Annotated in this window: 12 protein-coding genes; 7 read left to right on the top strand and 5 right to left on the bottom strand. The window is 67.2% G+C overall.

Features of this window, described 5'->3' with window-relative positions; all coding sequences use genetic code 11:
* Window positions 1-150: 150 nt before the first annotated feature.
* The 4 genes from ACFQ9R_RS11770 to ACFQ9R_RS11755 all read left to right on the top strand — a co-directional run bounded on the left by ACFQ9R_RS11770 (window position 151) and on the right by ACFQ9R_RS11755 (window position 3,071).
* Window positions 151-990 carry a S8 family serine peptidase gene (locus ACFQ9R_RS11770; protein ID WP_378990409.1) on the top strand — a complete coding sequence of 280 codons (840 nt, stop codon included), beginning with the start codon at window positions 151-153 and terminating at the stop codon, window positions 988-990.
* Window positions 987-1,241, top strand: a complete 255-nt coding sequence (locus tag ACFQ9R_RS11765; RefSeq protein ID WP_378990407.1) for a hypothetical protein — start codon at window positions 987-989, stop codon at window positions 1,239-1,241. The genes ACFQ9R_RS11770 and ACFQ9R_RS11765 overlap by 4 nt, the downstream gene beginning before the upstream one ends.
* 93 nt (window positions 1,242-1,334) lie before the next feature.
* Window positions 1,335-1,670 (top strand): YnfA family protein, encoded by a 336-nt coding sequence (locus ACFQ9R_RS11760; protein ID WP_378990406.1) that lies wholly within the window; start codon window positions 1,335-1,337, stop codon window positions 1,668-1,670.
* A 606-nt stretch (window positions 1,671-2,276) separates the two neighbouring features.
* The gene (locus ACFQ9R_RS11755) at window positions 2,277-3,071 is read left to right on the top strand and encodes an SAM-dependent methyltransferase (protein WP_378990405.1); all 795 of its coding nucleotides are present in this window, start codon (window positions 2,277-2,279) and stop codon (window positions 3,069-3,071) included.
* 82 nt (window positions 3,072-3,153) lie between these two features.
* On the opposite strand, the gene ACFQ9R_RS11750 is transcribed toward ACFQ9R_RS11755, so the two are convergent.
* The gene (locus tag ACFQ9R_RS11750; RefSeq protein WP_378990404.1) at window positions 3,154-4,134 is read right to left on the bottom strand and encodes a zinc-dependent alcohol dehydrogenase family protein; all 981 of its coding nucleotides are present in this window, start codon (window positions 4,132-4,134) and stop codon (window positions 3,154-3,156) included.
* 104 nt (window positions 4,135-4,238) lie between these two features.
* Here ACFQ9R_RS11750 and ACFQ9R_RS11745 point away from each other — a divergent pair, with 104 nt between their 5' ends.
* Window positions 4,239-4,802, top strand: a complete 564-nt coding sequence (locus tag ACFQ9R_RS11745) for a TetR/AcrR family transcriptional regulator (protein WP_378990402.1) — start codon at window positions 4,239-4,241, stop codon at window positions 4,800-4,802.
* Between the two features lie 93 nt (window positions 4,803-4,895).
* Here ACFQ9R_RS11745 and ACFQ9R_RS11740 read toward each other — a convergent pair whose 3' ends face one another.
* A complete protein-coding gene (locus tag ACFQ9R_RS11740) occupies window positions 4,896-6,101 on the bottom strand; it encodes a PucR family transcriptional regulator (RefSeq protein ID WP_378990401.1) in 1,206 nt (401 codons plus the stop codon).
* A 140-nt stretch (window positions 6,102-6,241) separates the two neighbouring features.
* Between ACFQ9R_RS11740 and ACFQ9R_RS11735 the strand changes: the two genes are divergently transcribed.
* Window positions 6,242-7,711 carry a long-chain fatty acid--CoA ligase gene (locus tag ACFQ9R_RS11735; RefSeq protein WP_378990400.1) on the top strand — a complete coding sequence of 490 codons (1,470 nt, stop codon included), beginning with the start codon at window positions 6,242-6,244 and terminating at the stop codon, window positions 7,709-7,711.
* A 47-nt stretch (window positions 7,712-7,758) separates the two neighbouring features.
* On the top strand, window positions 7,759-8,616 hold the full coding sequence (locus ACFQ9R_RS11730) for an alpha/beta fold hydrolase (protein ID WP_378990398.1): 858 nt from the start codon (window positions 7,759-7,761) through the stop codon (window positions 8,614-8,616).
* 86 nt (window positions 8,617-8,702) lie between these two features.
* Here ACFQ9R_RS11730 and ACFQ9R_RS11725 read toward each other — a convergent pair whose 3' ends face one another.
* The 3 genes from ACFQ9R_RS11725 to ACFQ9R_RS11715 all read right to left on the bottom strand — a co-directional run bounded on the left by ACFQ9R_RS11725 (window position 8,703) and on the right by ACFQ9R_RS11715 (window position 20,794).
* Window positions 8,703-11,192, bottom strand: a complete 2,490-nt coding sequence (locus ACFQ9R_RS11725; protein ID WP_378990396.1) for an FAD-dependent monooxygenase — start codon at window positions 11,190-11,192, stop codon at window positions 8,703-8,705.
* A gap of 35 nt (window positions 11,193-11,227) precedes the next feature.
* Window positions 11,228-18,391, bottom strand: a complete 7,164-nt coding sequence (locus ACFQ9R_RS11720; RefSeq protein ID WP_378990395.1) for an amino acid adenylation domain-containing protein — start codon at window positions 18,389-18,391, stop codon at window positions 11,228-11,230.
* A 309-nt stretch (window positions 18,392-18,700) separates the two neighbouring features.
* Complete coding sequence (locus ACFQ9R_RS11715) at window positions 18,701-20,794, bottom strand: MMPL family transporter (protein WP_378990394.1); 2,094 nt, start codon at window positions 20,792-20,794, stop codon at window positions 18,701-18,703.
* Window positions 20,795-20,830 lie beyond the last annotated feature (36 nt).

The following is a 20,830-nucleotide window of genomic DNA, read 5'->3' as shown; positions in this document are numbered from 1 at the left end:
ATGAATTCTTTGGCGCACTTCGGTGCTGACACCGAAAAGGGCACCGTGGTAGCCCGGATGCGGTCGGCGCGTTCGCGACACATGCTGCTGTGGAAGGTGATGAACGGCTGCAGTCAGTAGCCCGTGGGTAGATCGAAGGAAGTGCTCCGGATGTGCGGAATCAACGACAATTCGAGGTCGACGGTGGAGCGCGAGCGCACGGCTGTCATCGATGCGGTCGACTATCTGCGGCCGCGGATAGCCGCCGCGCACGATCCGCGCGTCGTGTGGTGGCCGAGCTCGATGGCCGAGGAACGGGAGACGCGCCTCACGATCGGACTGATCGAAGGCGGCTTCGATCAGTCGGTTGCCGACCTGGACGGCGCCGGCATCACCGTCCGGTGGTTCGGTGGCGGACGGACTGCTCCACTGTGGTTCCGCGAACACGGGGCCTTCTCCGCATCGCTGTTGGTCGGACAGGGCATATTTCGACTGCGCGGAACCGTGCCACGTGCGCGCCTGAACGTTGCCTGCACCGCGTCAGCGGACGGCGTCATCCGGCCCGATGATGTCGCCACCGCCATTCGATGGCTGACGTCTTCGGGTGCAGACGTGATCGTGATTCCGCTGGGCCAGCCCGACGCTCATGCCGGACTGATCGCCGCGCTGCGGGCAGCGACGCACGCCGGGATCGCCGTGATCGCGGCAGCGGGCAACTCGGCAGCAGGGCCGATCCTCTTCCCGGCGAGTGACCCACGATGCCTGGCAGTCGGGGCATGCACCGCGACTGGCGCGCTGCTACCTGGTTGTGTGAGCGAACCGCGGGTGGACCTGTTCGTGCGCGGCGACCGGGTCCGCGCACCTGTCCGCGGACGGTTGCTGCGAACCCGCAGCGGGACCTCGGTCGCGTGTGTACTCGCGGGAGGGCTCGCGACTACTTTGATGACCGAATACGGTCGGACTGCTGCGATCGAGTACATGGCGCGGCGGCGGAAATCAGTTAGGGATTGAAGTCGCCGATCGCTCGCGGCAACCCAGTTCGGCAAAGCGGCGTCGCTGGGCTACAGGCCCGCGTCGCCCAGAAACCAGCTGACATCGACGCGAAGCTCGCCAAGCTGACCGCGGTACGTGATACATTGCGCGCCGCCCTTGCCGCAGGCTTTGATGACCTGCTCGCATGTAGCGAAAGCCCCACCTGCCCAGTCTCTTTGGACGATCTGAACCGCAAATCGAGTACGGGAGAAAGCGGCTGTGGCTACTGAATCGATCACGAGGACGGTCATCGTATTCGGGCTCGGTCTGCGGGTACGCCACCACGATCACAGCATCCTGAACCGGATATCTAGGCTCTGCCCATGACCGTGGTGCGCTCGATCATGCTGTTCGTTCTTGCTGCAATCGCCGAGATCGGCGGGGCTTGGCTGGTCTGGCAGGGCGTGCGTGAGCATCGTGGCTGGGCATGGATCGGCGCCGGAGTCATCGCCCTGGGGATCTACGGTTTCATCGCAACGTTGCAGCCTGACGCCAACTTCGGACGCATCCTCGCAGCCTATGGTGGCGTGTTCGTCGCCGGATCACTGTTGTGGGGGATGGTGCTGGACGGCTTCCGTCCCGATCGGTGGGACGTAGTCGGCGCGGTGATCTGCCTGGTCGGTGTCGCAGTCATCATGTACGCGCCGCGCGCCGCTTGATCGGCTGGTCAGTCGCAAGACACATCGTCGGCGGCAATCGGTAGATGGACAGATTTGCTGGGCAGGTCCGGGGAAACCGTCGGGGTACAGCCTGCCTGAAATCAACAAGGCAATGAGTACGGGCCGCAAGTTCATTGCCGCTGGCAACCAGGTGCTGGCCGATCGGATCCGTGAGGCTATTCAGCAGTAGGAGCGGCTCGCCCGCAACAATTTTCGCGGTGCTCGCCTAACCTGCTGCCCTGACCTTCCGGGCCTGGCGATGTCGCCGCACCTCGGCCTTGCCTCATGCGCTTCCGAACCACCTGAATGCCACCAAGTCGACCGGCGACCCAACGCCGGAGGAGCCGAGCTAGACCGATATTCGTTGCAAGGGAACCGAATTCACCTTTGCGGCGTCTAAGTCGTTGAAGGGGCTCTCACGCCGAAGGCGTCGAAGAACTCCAACGGTGCAACAACTCGACAGGAGTCGACTCGTGCTGATGACCTACGACGCGGAAGCGACACCGCGATGACCTATCCCCAAAGGCCTCGCTAGCTAGCTCATCCAATTCTGTTGCACCGCAACAACAGGCATAACTTGCGATGCCCAAGCGGCAGGAGCCCGCAATGACCACCGCTGACCCGTACCGGCCCACCCCCGCGCGACTGCACAACGCGATCCTGGGTGGGAAGGACCACTACGCGCCTGACCACGCGCTGGCCACCAGCCTGGCGGCGAACAAGATCACGCCCGCGATCACCGAATCACGTCGCTTCATCCTGCGCGCGGTCGAGTACCTGATCGACCAGCACGAGGTTTCCCAGTTCGTCGAACTGGGCTGCGGCTACCCGCACGCCCCGAACATCCACGAAATCGCGGGAGACCGGAACGACGACCTCACCCGAATTCTCTACATCGACAACGACCCCGTTGTCGCCGCCTACGGCCGTGCCCTGCTGACGGGTCCGAACCGCTTCTTTACCGATACCGATCTGACCGACACTTCGGCGGTCCTCGGCGACATCATTGCCGTGATGGACACAGCCAGGCCGATCGCGGTGTTTGTGTCGGGGACCGCGGAACTGATCAGTGACGCTCCCGCGATGGTCACGGCGTTGACCGACCGCCTTGCTTCCGGGACGTGGATGGTGTTCACCCACATCACCGACGACGTCCACACTCACCAGATCCACTCAGCCACTCAAGTTTTCCGCAGTGCGGGCATCGCCTACCACGCACGCGGGCGCGACGAGATCACGGCCATGCTCACCGGGTACCGACTCGTCACACCCGGCCTGATCGCCCCACACCGGTGGCGACCCGTCCCCGGCACCGGGGTACCCGCACTCTCCACCACGCCGCGACACCGCGCGGCGTCGGATCTGAGTGCTTACGCTGCAGTGGGCCGACTCCACCGATGACCGCACCGCGTTCACCGTCTCTGCCTCGCGCCCAACGGGATCGGGACGACAGTAGGCGCGAGGACGCCCGGCGGCGTCGGCGTCAAACGGTGACAACGATTTTGCCGGTGTGGTGGCCCTGTTCCAGGTAGCGGTGGGCGGCGACGATGTCGTCGAGGGTGAACACGGTGTCGATGATGGGGCGCAGCGCGCCGGTGCGGATGCCGGCGGTCAGGAATGCGGTGATGCGGTGCACGGCCGCCGGGTCGAGGGTGTGCTCGAAGCTCATGTACCGGATCGTGGTGATGGGGCTGGCCGGATACGGTGCCGGCCGGGGATCCAGCCAGCCGACGGTGATCAGCCTGCCGCTGAATCGCTTGGCCGCATCGGCGAGTTCGGCCAGGCCGGGACCCATGACCGAGTCCAACACGATGTCGGCGCCGATGCCGTTGGTGTGTCGGTGTGTGGCCTCGACGACATCGTCGCGGTCGGTGACGATGACGGCGACGGCACCGGCATCCAGCAGGGTGCGTTCTTTTGCGGCGCTCCGGGTGACGGCCAGGGGGATGGCGCCGATCTGGTTGGCGATCTGGATGGCGGCCAGGCCCACACCGCTGGAGGCTGCGGTGATCAGGACATGGTCGCCGGGTTGCATCCCAGCCTTTTCGACGAGCGCGCCGTAGGCGGTGGAGTACGCCACCCACAACGCTGCTGCGCTGATGGCGTCCAGGCCGGCGGGCCTGGCGACGACCCGGTCGGCGGGGAGGACGAGGTGTTCGGCATAGGTCCCGTTGGTGTCCATGTCGGGCACGGCCGTCACGATGACCGCATCACCGGTGGCCCATCCGGCGACTCCCGAGCCGAGGGCGTCGATCGTGCCGGTCGCTTCGATGCCGAGGCGGGCGTGTGGCAGGCGGATCGGTCGCGGTGACATGCCCGCGCGGATCATCTGGTCGAGTCGATTGATACCGACGGCTTCGACCTTGATCCGCACCTCGCCGGGGCCGGGGTCGCCGACCGGTTCGTCGACGATCTGCAGGACGTCGGGGGTGCCGGTCTCATCGAAGACGACGACTCGTGACATGGGGGGCTCCTGACCGCTCATCTATTTCTCGTACAGTCGTACTATGAATATAGATAGTACAGTCGTTCTAGGAATGTCAATCGTGGTGGATCGGGAGGCAAGTGATGGCAGGACGTCCGGTCGACTATCAGCGCAGGGACGAATTGCTCGACGCGGTAGTGGATTACATGGTCGAGCACGGGATCTCCGAGCTGTCGTGGCGGCCCGTCGCCGCCGGCCTCGGCGTCTCGCCGACCACGCTGGTGCACCACTTCGGCACCAAGGAGCAGATGCTCCAGGTCGTCCTCGAGCGGTTACGTCGGCGCATGTTCGCCGCCACCAGTGATGCGGCGGGTCCGCATCCCGACCTGGCGACGGCAGCGCGTGCGGTCTGGACTCGAACTTCCGACCCACGCATGCAGGCGGAGTTCCGGCTGTTCTTCGCCGCCTACGGCCGCGCCCTGCAAGCCCCCCAGCAGTTCGCGGACTTCCTCGACCACGTCGTCACCGATTGGATGACCTCATTGCGCAAGGCCCCCGACGTTGACCCCGAGACCGCCTCTCGCGCAGCCACATTGGTGATCGCGACGATTCGCGGACTGCTGCTCGACCTACTCGCTACCGGCGACCGGAACCGGGTCCAGGATGCTGCCGAAAGCTTCCTGAGCGCCCTCGAACGCCGACCGTAACCCTCGCCAACCCCTTGTGCGGCAGGACAGCAGGTGGTGCGAAGGTTGGAATGGATCGCCAGCACGGGTAAGGGCGAACTCCGGGACCTCAGGTTACAGGCGTTGATCCGCGCGCACTGTGGCCAGTACCTTCCACGCCTGTAGTGCCGCACCGAGATCGCGTACTGCGGCAGGGTCGGTGAGGGAGCGGCCGGTGAGTTTCTCGATGTGGCGGAGGCGGTAGCGCACTGTGTTGGCGTGCAGGTAGAGGCTTTCGCCGGTGGTGGCCGCGGAACCGCCTGCGGCGAACCAGGTTTCGAGGGTTTCCAGGAGGCGGTGGCGGTCGTCGTGGGGGAGGGCGAGTACCTCGTGTAGGCGCAGGTCGACCATGCGCGCAGCCTCCAGTGGCGCGGCGGCGACCACCATGCCCAGCGGATTGTCGTCGAATCGGGCGACGCCGGAGGTGTGATCGCCGAGGCCGACCACCGCGAGCCGGGCGAAATGCAGCGCCTGCGGGGTGTCGGTGAGTGACTCGTACGGTGGACTCATGCCGACGCGTGCTCGAAATTTGCGCAGCGTGGCCAGCGTGGTGGACTCCTGATTCGCCGGGAGCGCGAGAACGCCGATCTGCTGATCCGGGCGGAGTCGCCAAGCGGAGATGATCTGCGCACGGCGCAACTCGGTTTCGATGCCGGGCAGCGCTTCCCGGCCCGCGGCGCTGACCTCCGCGGCGACCACCACGTAGCGTCCCCGCGGCGGCAGCCCGAGAACGCGCGTGGCCTCGCCGAGGGTGGCCGGGTCGGCGATGACGCCGGTGAACAACGCCTCGACCAGCACCGACCGCTCGTGCTCGCGTTGCAGCACGAGTTCTGAGCTCATCTCCCGGTAGGCGGCCGCGACGGCGACGGAGTACTCGCCTGCCAGCGCCCAGACCTCGGCCGCCAGATCGACGAGGCCGGCGTCGGTGACCGCCGGATGCCGTCTGGCTTCGGCGACCAGTTCCGACCACAGGAATTCGAAGCCGATCCGGAAGGCGTGCAGGGTCTCGGCCAGCGGCACACCCTGCTGGGCGCGCAGCCTGCCGGTTTCCTTCGGCGGCTCGGGATCCACCGGTTCGGCGGTGGTGAAGTGCTGCACCATCAGCGTCAGATTGCGGGTGCAGGAGATGTGGATCGTGTCGAACGGAACCTGGTTCTCGTTGCGGTAGGTCTCGAGTTCGTCGACGAATCGCCGGGCCAGCTGCAGTCCGAGATCGTCGATGCGCGCGAGCAGTGCCGCGGCGACGTCGACGATCGGGCTCGGTGGCGATGTTCGGACCATTTCCGCAGCTTACCGGGGGTGCGGTTGTTCCCGCGGACAATGCTTTCGCGGCGATGTTGTCCGGCGATCCATGGGATCGCGGTCACAGCGGTGCGACGATTTTCGCGTTGTCGACCGCTTTCGTCCCCGAGGATCTGCCGATGCCCGCTCTGAGCGAGAACCTGCTCCACTCCGCGCTGCGCCACCCGAACCGGCCTGCGCTGCGCTCGGGTACGACCGTGCTGACCTACGTGGAACTCGAGGAGTGCACTTCTCGGGTCGCCGCCTTTCTGCGCGAGCGTGGGATCGAAGCAGGGGATCGGGTGGCGCTGATGCTGCCGAACGTGCCGGAATTCGTCGTGCTGTACTACGGCATCCTGCGATCCGGCGCGGTGGTCGTGCCGATGAACCCGTTGCTCAAATCGCGCGAAGTTGCCTATTACCTGCGGGATTCAATGGCGGCGCTGTTGTTCGACTGGGTCGACGGGCCGGGTGAAGGTCCGCATGGCGCGCACGAAGCCGGGACCACGGCGCTCACCATCGACGCCGACCTCCTGGCCGAACTGCTCGCCGGGCACGACCCCCGCCGCGACGATCGCTCGATCACCGCCGAGGAACCGGCCGTGATCCTCTATACCTCCGGCACCACCGGCACGCCCAAAGGCGCCGCGCTGTCGCATTCCGGGTTGGTCCACAACGCCGACGTCTATTCCACGACCGTGCTCGATATCGGCGCCGACGACGTGATCCTCGGCTGCCTGCCGCTGTTCCACACCTTCGGCCAGACCTGCGCGATGAACGCGGCGATCCGCAGCGGCGCCTGCCTGACCCTGGTGCCGCGCTTCGAGCCCGCGGCGGTCTTCGAGGCGATCGCGCGCGACGGTGTGACGGTGTTCGCCGGTGTGCCGACGATGTATTCGGCGCTGCTGCACGACCCCGGCGCCGCCGAGGCCGATGTCTCGACCTTGCGCCGCTGCGTCTCCGGCGGCGCCTCACTGCCGGTGGAGCTGTTGCACGGCTTCGAACAGCGTTTCAGCTGTGTGATTCTCGAAGGATACGGGTTGTCGGAGACCAGTCCGGTGGTCGCGTTCAACCATGTGGGACAGCCACTCAAACCAGGCTCGATCGGTACGCCGATCCGCGACGTCGAGGTCGAACTCGTCGACAGCATCGACGGAATCGGCGAGATCGTGGTGCGCGGCCCCAACGTGATGCTGGGGTACTGGCGCCGACCCGCCGACACCGCCACGGCGATACCTGAGGGCTGGTTTCACACCGGTGACCTTGCCCGCCGCGACGAGGACGGCTACCTCTACATCGTCGACCGCAAGAAGGACATGATCATCCGCGGCGGCTACAACGTGTATCCGCGCGAGATCGAAGAGGTGCTCTACGAGCATCCCGAGATCACCCAGGCCGCGGTCATCGGGATCGCCGACGCGCATCTGGGCGAGGAGATCGTGGCCGCCGTCGCCCTGCGCGTCGGCGCGAGCACGACCGGCGAGCAGATCCAGGAATTCGTCCGGGATCGGGTCGCGGCCTACAAATACCCGCGGCAGGTGTGGCTACTCGACGCCCTGCCGACCGGGCCGACCGGCAAGATCCTCAAACGCGCCATCACCGGTCCGTGAAAGCCGCTGTCGCACAATACTGTCCGCACATCACACAGGAGTGATCCATGTTCAGCTACCCCAGCAGTGACGGCACCACCATCCACGTCAGGTCCTGGCTGCCCGCCGGCGACGACGTCACCGGCGTGGTCCAGATCGCGCACGGCATGGGAGAACATGCCGCGCGCTACAGCCATCTCGCCGAACGTCTCGTGGCGCTCGGCTACGCCGTCTACGCAGCCGACCATCGCGGACACGGACACAGCATGGCCGGTGCACCCGGTGACCTCGGCGACAACGGCTGGAATCTGCTCGTCGAGGACATGGCGGCGCTCACCACGATCCTGCGCGAGCTCCATTCCGATCGGCGCGTGGTGTTGTTCGGGCACAGCCTCGGCTCGTTCGCGGTCCAGCAGTACCTGCTCGATCACGATGCGCTGGTCGATGCCGCGGTCCTGTGCGGTACCACCGCGGTGGATGAACTGTTCGTCGAGATCGCCGCCGCCGACGGCGACCTGCTCGCCCTGTTCAACCGGGAGTTCCAGCCGACCCGCACGCCCGCCGACTGGCTCAGCCGCGACGAGGCCCAGGTCGACGCCTACCTGGCCCACCCGTGGTGCGGATTCGAGATCGATGCGGTGAATATGGCATCGCTGGCGAGGCTGGGCAACGAACGGCTCGCCCGGCCCCGCGGCATCCGGACAGACCTGCCGCTGTATGTCATGGTCGGCGGCAGTGACCCGCTCAATGACGGTGCGCGACTGAGTGATCTGCAGGTGCGGCGTTACCGCGACGCGGGGCTCAGCGACATCACCTACCGCGTGTACCCGAACGCCCGCCACGAAATCCTCAACGAGATCAATCGCGACGAGGTGGAGAACGAACTCATCGCGTGGATCTCGCGGGACCGCGTTCCGGCGATCTAGGTGCCGGCGCGTCGATCCGAACGACCACGGCACTTCGATGTCGAGATCGATACCGAAGTGCCGTGGTGGTCGGTCGGGGGCGGAACTCAGTGCGCAGCAGCGACTTCCGGTGCGGGAACCACGCTGAGCAGAGCGTCGACGACGGTGTCGATCAACGCGTCGGCGCGTTCGGGCGACAGGAGTCCGTCGATGTAGCCGAGATTCAGCGACAACGCGTCGGTGCCGTGACCGACGGTCAGCATCATCAGACCGCTGATCGACATCCCGGAGACGACTTCGGCGCCGGAGACCTCCCAGTTGCCGATACGGGCAGGGAAGTCGCGAGTGTCGACGAAGGTCAGGCACAGATTGCCCGGCCCGCGGGCGTCCAGCAGGCCGACCACTTTGTCCGGTTGCGCCGGTGTCTTGGGCAGCATGAATCCGATTCCACCCAGGTTGGCCAGGTGCTGGCGCTGTTCGATACGACTCGCGAAGTCGGTGGCGAAGTCGGTGGCCGTCTGCCACAGCGGTTGTCCCGCCGGTGTGGGAAGGGCGATCATCGCCTGGTAAGCGCCGGTGTGGGTGGCGTCGAGCGGTCGCTCGAGCTGCTCGCGGAACAGCACCGAGACACCGACCGGGAAATGGGCTCGCGGTGCACCGGCGTCGTTTCCGGCGGCGCGCGCGAGTGCGGCGGCGACCAGACCCGACAGTGGTACGTCGCGTGTGGCGCAGCCGTCGAGGAGTGCCTGGTACTGGGTCCCGTCCACCACTCGCCGCGTCAGCTTGGTGAAACGCTGCGTGGGCGCAACTTCGGTGCCTGCGCTGACTCGCACCGGCTTGACCCGCAGATCGCGCACCCCGTCGGCCGCCAGCCGGGCGATGGCCTTGCGCTTGCCTCGCCAGCCTTGGAAAGGCCGGGGGAACAACGCTTCCGGCGCGGGTGGCGCGGGCACTTCGGCAACCCAGCCGCCGGTTTCGGCGGCGAGCTCGAGCACCTGCCGGGCGAACGACAGCACGGTCACCGCGTCGGCGATGGTGTAGGTGGAGGTCAGCACGAGGTCGTGGACGTCCGGTCCGACGGTGATCAAGGTGGCGCGCAGCAGCGGTGCCTCTGCTTCGAATCGCGTCCGCAATTCGGCGTCGACCTCGGCGACCCAGTCCTCGGATATCACCTCGCGCAACGGAATCGACTGAATCGCGACCGGGACGAAGCGTGGATTGCGGCCGTCATCGCTGCGCACTTCGGCATGCAGCATCGGATGCCGCCGAGTCAGCGCGGCCAGACCGGCACGGACCGTATCGGCGTCGAGGTCGCCGGTGACGCGCACTCGCGAGACGATGTGCAGCGGCGCCACCTGATCCACGGTCCAGTGCCAGCGTTCCAGCGTGGACAACGGCCGCGGCAGCGCGGCGACCGGCTCGAGGTCGCCCAGCCCGGGCCACGTCATCGGTTCGGCGAGACTGGCCTGCAGTTTCGCTTCGGCGCTCTTGACGATGAAGCCGTCGCGAACGACGATCAGCGCACGATTGCGGGTCTGTTCGAGGCGGCCCAGCTTGCGGGATCCGTCGACGAGCATCGTGGTGCGCGGAATCCGCCGCTGTTCGTAGACCCGCAGTCCGGCCGCAGCGTCGTCGTGGGTGGCCAGCGCGTGCGCGAGCACCACCGCGTCCTCGATCGCCGAGTTCGCGCCCTGCCCCAGACTGGGCAGCATCGGGTGGGCGGCGTCGCCGAGCAGGGTCACCCGGCCGCTGCCCCACGCGGTCAGCGGCGGGCGGTCCTGAGCGGGCAGTGCGAGAATGTCCGACTCCGGTGTGGCGGTGATGATCTCGGTGATCTCGGGCGCCCAACCCGTGAATCTGGCGAGCAGATCGTCTTTGCCGTGCGGCCAGTCCGCGGCCTGCTCGGCGGTGGTGGTCAGGGTGGCCCACCAGTAGACATTGCCGTGTCCGATGTCGTGGATGCCGAAGCGCATGCCCCTGCCCCAGTAGTGGATCGAGGCGCCGGGCTCGATCGCTGGGTGCGCGAACGGCACCAGCGCCAGCCAGCACACGAACTTGCCCGGCCGCGGAGCCTCGGCGCCGTGCAGCTGGGCGCGGATCGCGGAGTTGATTCCGTCCGCGCCGATCAGCACATCGGCGCTCAGGGTGCGGCCGTCGGTGAACTCGACCTGCACCGCGTCGGCGGTCTCGGTGAACGCGACCGCCTCGGCGCCGAGCTCTACCCGCAGGTCGTCGCCGCAGGCTGCCAGCAGCACGTCGTGGAGGTCTTTGCGGGCGAGTGCGACCGCGGGAGCGCCCAATTCGGCGTCGATGCCGGACACGTCGATGCGTCGCATGTCCGAACCGCCGGGCCGGCGAAAGGTGAACGATCGCGCCTGTGCGCCCGCTCGGAGCAGTTCCTCGTCGATGCCGAGATCGAGGGTGCGCAGGGCGTTCATCGCGTTCGACTGCACCGACAGACCGAATCCGGCCGCGCGCAGTTCCGGGCCGCGCTCGCACAGCACGACATCGATTCCGGCCCGGCGCAGGGCCGCGGCGGCGGTGAGACCGCCGATGCCTGCGCCGACCACTAGTGCCGACTTCACGGGTGAGTTCACTGGATTTCCTTGCTGTGTCGCGGGATTCGTCAGAGTCATGATGCGGTCGCTGCCGCTTGTTCGAGCAATCGAGCCAGTCGGGCGGCCACCTCGGCGACGTGCGGGGACTGGATCAACGTCAGATGGTCACCGGGTACCTCGACGACCTCGAGATGTCCTGCCGCGTAGGCAGCCCAGCCGTTGGTCGGGTCTCGGTGCAGTGTGCCCGCCCGATCATGGGCGGGACGAAGCACCTGCGGCAGCGGCAGCGCGGCGCGCAACAGGGTGATGTCGCCGTCATAGGCCTGCGGCCGGTAGGCGTCGATCGCGCGCCACCCCGCCACGAACACCTCGAACAACCGCCGGACCAGCGCACGGGATCCGGTCGGCGGCAGCACGCCCGCTTCGACGGCGGTGGCGAGGATGAAGTCGAAGACGGCATCGTCGGTGTCGAGCTCCTGCGGGATCTCGATCACCGCGGTGTCGGCGCCGCGCGCCAGCCACAGCAGTTCCCACAGGAAGAACTCGTAGAGCGCGTGTTCGGGCACCGGCATGCCGTCGCCGTGGCGCACCGTCATGGTGTCGATCAGCGCCAGGGTGCCCACCTCGTGACCGGCCTCGGACAGTTGGCGCGCCATTTCGAAGGCGACCATCCCGCCCAGTGACCAGCCGCCCAGATGATAGGGCCCCGCCGGTTGGACGCGGCGCAGTGCCGCGATGTAGTTGCTCGCCATCTCCGCGATGGATTCGGCCGGGCTGCTGCCCGTCTCGAGACCCGCGGCCTGCAGGCCGTACAGCGGCAGCCCATCGGGTAGGTGTTTGCTCAATTCGATGTAGCAGAGCACATTTCCGCCGATCGGGTGCACGAGGAACAGCGGTGTCCCGGTACCCGGTCGCAGGAGCACCAGCGGATCGACACCCGCCTCGGCACGTTCGTTGAGCTGCGCGGCCAGGGCGGCGACTGTGGGGCCGGTAGCCAGGGTGGAGACCGGCAGCGACACCCCGTAGCGCTGTTCGATGGACACGATCAGGCGCATCGCGGTCAGGGAAGTACCGCCGAGAGCGAAGAAGTCGTCGTGCACGCCGATTTCGGGCAGGCCGAGTGCTTCGGCCATCAGTGCCGCCAGCCCTGATTCCGCGGGCGTGCGCGGGCGAACCCGGCCCGCCGAGGTGGCGGCGGGCAGTGCCATTGCGGCCAGGACCGCGTCGGCCCGCTTGCCGCTCGGAGTCAGTGGCATCGCGTCGAGCCAGACCAGCCGACTGGGAATCATGTAGTCCGGCAACCATTCCCGCAGTGCGGCGGCGATCTCCGCCTCGTCGGCACCGGCACGGGAGCCGACCAGGAACGCCACCAGTACGGTGTGGGCGCTGGAGGCCCCTGCGACGGTGGTGTGCGCCACCACGGCGACTTCGCTGACGCCGGGTAGCTCCGCGGTGACGCGGTGCAGCGCCAGCTCGACTTCCATCGGTTCCACCCGGTGACCGCGGATCTTGACCTGCCCACCGCGGCGGCCGTCACTGATCACCTCGCCGCCGGGCAGCCGGCGACCGATGTCGCCGGTCCGGTACAGCCGGCGCGGCGGTGCGAACGGGTGCGGGACGAAGGCGGCCTCGGTGAGATCGGGCCGGTGCTCGTAGCCGTCGGCGAGGGCGGCGCCGCCGAGGTAGATCTCGCCGGGCACGTGGTCGGGAACCGGGCGCAGCCGGTCGTCGAGGACGAGGATCTCCACGCCGTCGATGGCGGTGCCGATCGGTGGCAGCACCGGGAACAGCGCCGGGTCGCCGGTCATCGTGTATCGGGTGGCGACATGGGTTTCGGTGGGGCCGTACTGGTTCTCCAGCAGCACTTCGGTCCCTGCCGCGCACAGCGCCCGGATCTCGTCGGTGACGCGGAGTTGCTCGCCGGAGGAGATGATCACCCGCAGCCCGGTCGGTGCCGTGCCGAGCCGGATCGCGGCCTCGGCCAGTTGCTGCAAGGCCACATAGGGCAGGAAGATCCGTTCGGTGCCGGTGCTGGTGAGTACGCGGGCCAGGGCAGGTAGATCGCGGCGCTGCTCCTCGCTCAGCACGATGAGGCGACCCCCACCGCACAGCGTCGAATAGATCTCCTGGAATGACACATCGAACGACAAGGGGGCGAATTGCGTGGTCGCCGGGGCCCGTTCGGCACCGGGGAGAACTCCGCTGGTGGCCGAGAGCTGCCAGCGGATCAGGTTGGCGAGCGCGCGATGCGGCATGGCCACACCCTTCGGCGTCCCGGTGGAGCCGGAAGTGAACAACACGTACGCGGTGGCCTCGGGATCGCTCGCCGGCAGTTCGGCAATACTTCCGGGAGCGAGCAGTTCGTCGAGGGTGAGTCGCGAATACCGGGGTGGCACCAGAGTCTCGTGATCGGCGCCGGTGATCACCGCGAACGGCTGTGCCTGGTCCAGCATCGCGTGCAGGCGCGAGGTCGGATAGCTGACATCGAGCGGCACGCAGGCCGCGCCCGCCTTGGCGATTCCCAGAACTGTCGCGATCTGCTCGGGTGATCGGTCCACGGCCACCGCGATGCGGTCGCCCCGGCGTGCCCCGCGCGCCACCAGTGTTGCCGCGACTCGATTGGATAGGGTGAGCAACTTCGCGTATGTCATTGCCCGACTGCCGAATTCGACGGCAACCGCATCGGGTGTGCGGGCCGCGCGGGCATCGAAGAGGTCGATCACCGTGCCAGAGGCAGGTGCGGCGACCAGCGTCTCCGGGGAGGGAGCCAGCGAGCCGAAGTCCACCGTGGCCGAGGGATCGCCGGTGAGCAGGTCGAGGACCCGCAGGTAGGTTTCACCGATGCCGATCAGCTGGTCACGGGTGTAGGTCGCGGGATCGCCGTCGACGCGCAGTGCCAGCGTTCCGTCGAGCGGGTTGCGGATCACGTTCACCAGCAGCGCGAAGTTGGTGTCCTCGCGAATGTCGATGCCGAGCAAAGTCACGTCCAGCGCGTCCATGGCCGCGCCCGCGGCATGGAAGTGCACATAGTTGAACGCGGTGTCGACGACCACGCCTACTTCGCGCTGGATGTCGGTGAGCGGGAACCGCTTGTGCTGTGCGCTGTTGCGCTCGCGCTCGAAGACACCGGTGAGCACCTCACGCCCACTGCGGCCGCTGAAGTTCAACCGCAGTGGCATCGTGTTCAGGAACAGTCCGGCCATGCGCTCGGCATCGATGCGCTCGGGCCGCCCATGGGTGACGACGCCGGTGGTCACATCCGTGCGACCGGACAACAGGCCGACGGTGCACAGGTGTGCGGCCAGCAGGACTGCCTTGACCGGGATATGCGCGGCGGCGGCCACTTCGTCGGCGCGTGCCAGCAAGTCGGCGCCGACCGCAACCGGTACCGAAACACGCGCCTGCGCCGGACCCGCGGTCGGTGTCGCATCCACGGGAACATGGGGGCGCAGTCCGGGGACACCGATCGTCTCCGCACCGTCCAACTCCCGTGCCCAGTACTCCCGATCGGCCGGATCGTCGAGCGAATCGCGCTCGGCACGAACATATTCGGCGAAGGACGGAAGCTCGGCGGGGAACTCGCCCGCGCCCCGATAGTCCGCCAGCAGCTCCGAGATCAGCGTCGCCACACTCCAGCCGTCGAGGATGGCGTGGTGGAACGCCAGCACCAGCTCGATCCGGTCGGCGAGCCGGTACGCCGTGAGATCGAACAGGCCCGGCTGGTCGAAGACGTACCGGCGCAGGCGTCGTTGCTCGATATGGTCACGAATCAATGCCTCGGCCTGGTCGGCTTCGGTCGCGCGCAGGTCGACGATCGTCAACGGGGGATCGAGGTGGGCGTGCACGAGTTGCAGCGGCTCGGAGTAGCCGGCGAGCTCGAAGGAGGTGCGCAGCATCGGATGCCGGGCGACCGATCGCGACGTCGCGGCACGCAGTGCTGCCTCGTCCCACGGCATCCGCAGCGAATACCGGAAGACATCGTGGTAGAGCGAAGATTCGGCACGTTCGCGGCTGTGGAACAGCATGCCCAGCTGCAACCTGGTCAACGGGTACGCGTCCACCACATGCCGTAGGCGGGCTCGGTCGATCCCGGCCACCAGTTCGAACGGGGCGAGGGCGGTCGCGGCGACAGCACCGGTGCCCGCCCGCTCGGCCAGTTCGGCGATGGTGGGGCATTCGGCGATGTCACGAGCGCTGATCACCAGCCCCCTGGCCTCGGCCCTGGCTCGCACACGCAGCAGCAGAATCGAGTCGCCACCGAGGTCGTAGAAATTGTCGAACACCGATACCGACTCGCGGTCGAGCACCTCGCGCCAGATGAGCGCCAACTGTTCCTCGACCGGTGTGCGGGGTGCGGTGTGCTCGACGGTCGAGTTCTCGGCGGTGATCGCCGCGAGCGCGGCGCGGTCGGCCTTGCCGCTCGGGGTCAGCGGGATCGCGTCGACGCGAACGAACAGCGACGGAATCATGAACTCCGGCAATGTCTTCGACAAGGCAGCACGCAGTGCTGCGGGCTCCGGTGCGGATGCCGCCACGCAGTAGGCGGCCAGATAGGTGGCGCGGTCGGGGGCAGCCCGGTCGATGACCGTGGCGGCGGTGATGCCGGGCAGTGCGGCCAGTGCGTTCTCGACCTCGCCCAGCTCGACCCGGTTGCCCCGGATCTTCACCTGCCGGTCGATGCGTCCCAGGTACTCCAGTTCACCGTCGGCGAGGCGGCGAGCCAGATCGCCGGTGCGATACATCCGCTCGCCCAGGTGGAATGGGTCGGCGACGAATTTCTCCGCCGTCAATTCCGGGCGATCGCGGTAGCCGCGCGCCAGACCGGCTCCGGCAATGCACAATTCGCCCGCGACGCCGACCGGTTGAGGCTGGTCGGACGGGCCGAGCACATACAGGCGGGTGTTGTCGATCGGTCGGCCGATCGGTACCCGGGTCACCGTCCGGGCCGGGTCGACCGGGCAGTCGTGATAGGACACGTCCACGGTGGCCTCGGTCGGGCCGTACAGGTTGACCAGGCGTGGCGCGCGGGCACCGAGCCCGGCGAAAGTCTGATTCCACCGGTTGACCTGATGGGGGAGCAGCGCCTCACCACTGCAGAACACCGTCCGCAGACCGGCGGCCTCGTCCACCGCGGTCGGGTCGGACTCGAGCAGATCCAGGAAGGGCGTCAGCATCGACGGCACGAAATGCATGACCGTGACACCGAAGTCGGCGACGGCGGCGAGCAGTTCACGGGGATCCTTCTCACCGCCCGGCCGCAGCAGCGCCACCTGGGCACCCTCGAGCGCCCACCAGAACAGCTCCCACACCGACACGTCGAACGAGGACGGCGTCTTCTGCAGGATCACATCGGTGGGGCCCAGCGGATACTGCCGCTGCATCCAGCCGATCCGGTTGAGCACCGAATGATGCTCGACCACCACACCTTTGGGACGACCGGTGGAGCCGGATGTGTAGATCACGTAGGCCGGGTCGGTGCCGGTCGGGGCCGGAGTCCGCGCCGGGGTGTCCGTCGACCAGTTCTCTGGCGACAGCACGAGCCCGCCGGACATCTCGGTGTCGGTCAGCACCACCTTGGCGGCACTGTCGGCCAGCAGGTAGGCGATGCGGTCGGCAGGATAGCCGGGGTCGATCGGGACATAGGCGGCTCCGGCGTGCACAGCGCCCAGGATCGCGACGAGCATGTCCGGACCGCGTTCGAGCAGCACCGCGACCAGGTCGCCGGCCTCGACCCCGGAATCGCGGAGCACACCGGACAGGGCGGCGGCACGGCCGGCGAGCTCGCGGTAGGTGATCGAGTCGTCGGTCGCGGTGTGGACCGCGACCGCGTCCGGCGTGCGCTCGGCCTGAGCCATGATGCGGGCGATGACGGTGGTCTGGTCCTCGTAGGGGCGCGCCGTCGCGCGAGCACGGTCGACCAGCAGGTCGTGCTCGGCCGCCGACAACATCGGCAGCAGCGCCGGATCGGTGTCGACAGCGTCGATCCCGGCGTGCAGCAACGCGATCAGATGCTCGGCGACGGACTCGATCGGGTAGTCGGCATCGAAGATGTCGGCGGCGTGATCGAGGCGGATCAGCAGCGGCCCGTTGTCATCGATCTCCGAGATCGTCCAGGCCATCGCCAGCGGGCTGTACCCCTGGGAGGGTTGCTGCACTTCCTCGAGTCCGTCGATCAAGCCCGCGGCCGAGGGCAGGCGCGGGTAGGCGACCGTCACGTCGAACAGCTGTCTCGCCGGGTTGCCGAGGCGGCGCAGCTCACCCATGAGATCGCCGAGCGGATAGCGCTCGTGCTGCTTCATGCGGCGCACATCGGCTTTCACCGCGGACACCAATTCGCGCACGGTGCGAGGGCCCGCTGTCCGGATGGACAGTGGCAGCGTGTTGGCGAAGTGACCGATGGTGGCCTGCTCGGTGGGGTTGGCGCGATTACCGAACGGGATGCCGATGGCGACCTCGTCGGTGCGCAGGACACGCGACAGGTAGAGGCCGAGCATCGCACAGAAATACGGGTACAGCGACAGCCCTGATTCGCGAATCCGGTTGACCAGCAAGCGATCCAGCGTGAACTCGTACGCCGTGACCGGTGCCAGCCCCTCGGTGGCGCGGGGCCGGTCGAACAGTGCGGGGGTGCTGGTGGTCAGCGCGGCGACCAGAGCGTCGCGGTCGAGCAGGTACTGATCGCTTGCCCGATAATCACGTTCGAACGGCAGGCATCCCAGAAACGACGATCCCGGTAGCTCGATCGGATTCCCGGTCATCGTCGTGGCGTAGTCGGTGAGGATCTGAGCGCCGATATGGAACAGCCCGGTCGCGTCGGCGGCGACGTGGTGGGTGGTCAAGACCAGGTAGGTGGCCTCCGCGCCGACGCGGATGATGTGCGCCCGGAAGGGCACCGCCCCGGTGAGGTCGATCGCCGAACCGGTGAGCACCTCGATCCGGCGCTGCGCCTCGGCATGTGGATCGGGGGCAGCACCGACGTCGATGACCTGGACCTCCGGCATCGGGTCGGACGAGAGCTCCTGGTAGGGAACACCGTCGAGGACGCGGTACCGCAGCCGCAGGCCGTCGTTGCGCGCCCAGGTCCGCTCGATCGCGGCGACCATCACGTCGACGTCGACGGCGAGGGAGAAGCGGCCGACCACGTTGGAGAGGTAGCTGGGCAGACCGGGAAAATGTTCCACGATCGTCCAGATGTCGCGCTGATAGGCAGTCAATGGATGGCGCATGGAAACGGACATGGATATACCCCTGAGGTGAAGAGCTGAAATGTGCTCGATCGCGCGGCGCTGCAGCGATCCGAATTCCGTCCGGTGGCGGTCTTCGCCCGGCTGATCGGGCGATTCACGAGTGGTCCGTGCGCCCAAACGGCGCTCGTTTCACTGTGTCATTCGGGTTGGTCGATAGCCAATGTTGTTGTGCGGTAACGGAAGTCACTTAGCGCGGAAATGGACCGGCGGAACGCCGGATTGTCCGGATATTTGGTCCTGTGAGACGAATACGGAGCCGAAGAATTGCACCGGGAGCCAAACCGCCGCGCAGGCGATCGGTCAGTTCTCACGCACGGCGATGTGACGATGGACTCTTCGCAGGAACGGCGGTGCCCACCAGTTCGCGGCGCCCAGCAGGCGCATGAAGGCAGGTACCAACACGCCCCGGACGACGGTCGCGTCCATCAGCACCGCCAGCGTCAAGCCCACGCCCATCAGCTTGGTGAACGCGACCTGTGAAAAGGCCAGCCCCACACAGACAATCGCCAACAGCGCGGCGGCCGCGGTGACGATGCGGCCGGTGCGCTCCAGTCCGTACGCGACCGCGTCGGCTGTCACACCGCGCGTCCGGTACTCCTCGGCGATCCGTGACAGCAGGAACACCTCGTAGTCCATCGACAATCCGAAGGCCAAGCAGAAGACGAGCACCGGTACGGGCGCGGCCAGATAGCCGATCTCGGTGAAATCGCCGACCAGCCATTTCAGATGCCCGTCCTGGAAGATGTAGACCATCGCACCGAAGGTCGCCGACAAGCTCAACGTGTTGAGCAGCACCGCCTTCAACGGGATCACCACGCTGCCGGTGAACGCGAACAGCAACACCAGCATCGCGACCACGATGAGTGCGACCACCAGCGGCAGGCGCCCTGCCAATCCGGATTTGGTATCGGTGTTCTCGGCCGTGGCGCCGCCGACCAGCAGTGGCGCGGGCGAATCGGTCCGCCGGATGTCATCGAGCAGGGTTTCGGCTGCCGGCGAATACGGGTCGACGTCGGGGATCACCGTCAGATGTGCGCCCTCGGGCCCGGACTGGCCACGGATCAGCCGCACATGCGAGAGGTGCTGTATTCGTTGTGTCAGCTCGGCCAGTTCGTCCGCGCTGATCTGCCCGTCGACGACCACATCGAATCGGCCCGCCGAGGTCGCCGGGAATTCGGCGCGCAGCACGTCACCGACCTGACGGCTCTCCACCGTCACCGGCAATGCTCGGTCGTCGGTCAGTCCCAATCGCAACCCGGCGAACGGGACGCCGAGCAAGACCACCACCAGCAGCGCGGCACCACCGAATACCCAGGGGCGCGCGGTGACTCGCCGTGCGGTGCGATACCAGAAACCGTTTTCCGGCAGCATGGGTGCTGGGTCGGCTCGCCCGCGCAGCCGCCGTAGGCCTCGACGCAGGTCGAGTGAGTCGATGCGGTGCCCGAACAACATGAGCAGGGCAGGCAGCAAGGTCACGGTCGCGAGCGCGGCCAACAGCGTCACCGACAGACAGGCCGCGGCCAGTGAACGCAGGAACGGCATCGGGAACAGCAGCATCGCCAGCATCGCGACGACGATCGTGGCGGCCGAGAACAGTACCGTGCGCCCGGCGGTCAGCACGGTCACCCGCACCGCGGTCGGTACGTCGCGACCACCGTGGCGCTCTTCTCTGAATCGGCTGACCAGGAACAGGCTGTAGTCGATGCCGAGACCGAGTCCGAGCACCGTGGTCAGGTTCAGCGCATAGCTGGAAACCTGGGTGATCTCGGTGAGCAGACGCAGGATTCCGAAGGTGCCGATGATCGACACCACACCGAGTACCAGCGGCAGCCCCGCGGCGATCAGACTGCCGAAGATCAGCACCAACAGCACCAGCAGGATCGGAATCGTCACCGCCTCACTGACTTTCATGTCATGCGACAGTTGTTCGGTGACATCGTGATAGCTCACCGCGGCGCCACCCAGCCGCAGGTGGAGCTCGCCGTAGTCTCGATCCCGGTAGCTGTCGATCAGCCGGGACACCACGGTGTCCACCACGATCTCGTCACCGGGAACATCCACGGCGACCAGTGCCTTGCCGCGATCGGTAGTGCGAAGGAACTCTGGTGATCCGGTGGACCAGTACGAGCTCACCGAACGCACACCGGATACCGCGGCCAGCTCGGTGGTCAGCCGTAGACCGGTGGCGGCGACCGCGGGTGTATCGACGGTTCCTCCTGCGGCCGGAACATCGACCAGCACAATGACATTCGGTGTTCCTGTGGTGTACTCGTCCGCCAAGATCCGCGCGGCGCGCGCGGATTCGGCGTCCGCGTTCCAGAACCCGCCGCCGGACAATCGCTGCTGCAGCGAGACGCCACCCGCACCCGCGAGAACGAGCAACAGCGTGATCACCGCGATCACGGTCTTCGGTCGACCAACAGCTGTCCG

Source organism: Nocardia sp. NPDC056541 (assembly GCF_042794235.1).
Taxonomy (GTDB): domain Bacteria; phylum Actinomycetota; class Actinomycetes; order Mycobacteriales; family Mycobacteriaceae; genus Nocardia.
Note: the sequence above shows the minus strand (reverse complement) of the source record. Positions and strands in the feature narration are given on the sequence as shown.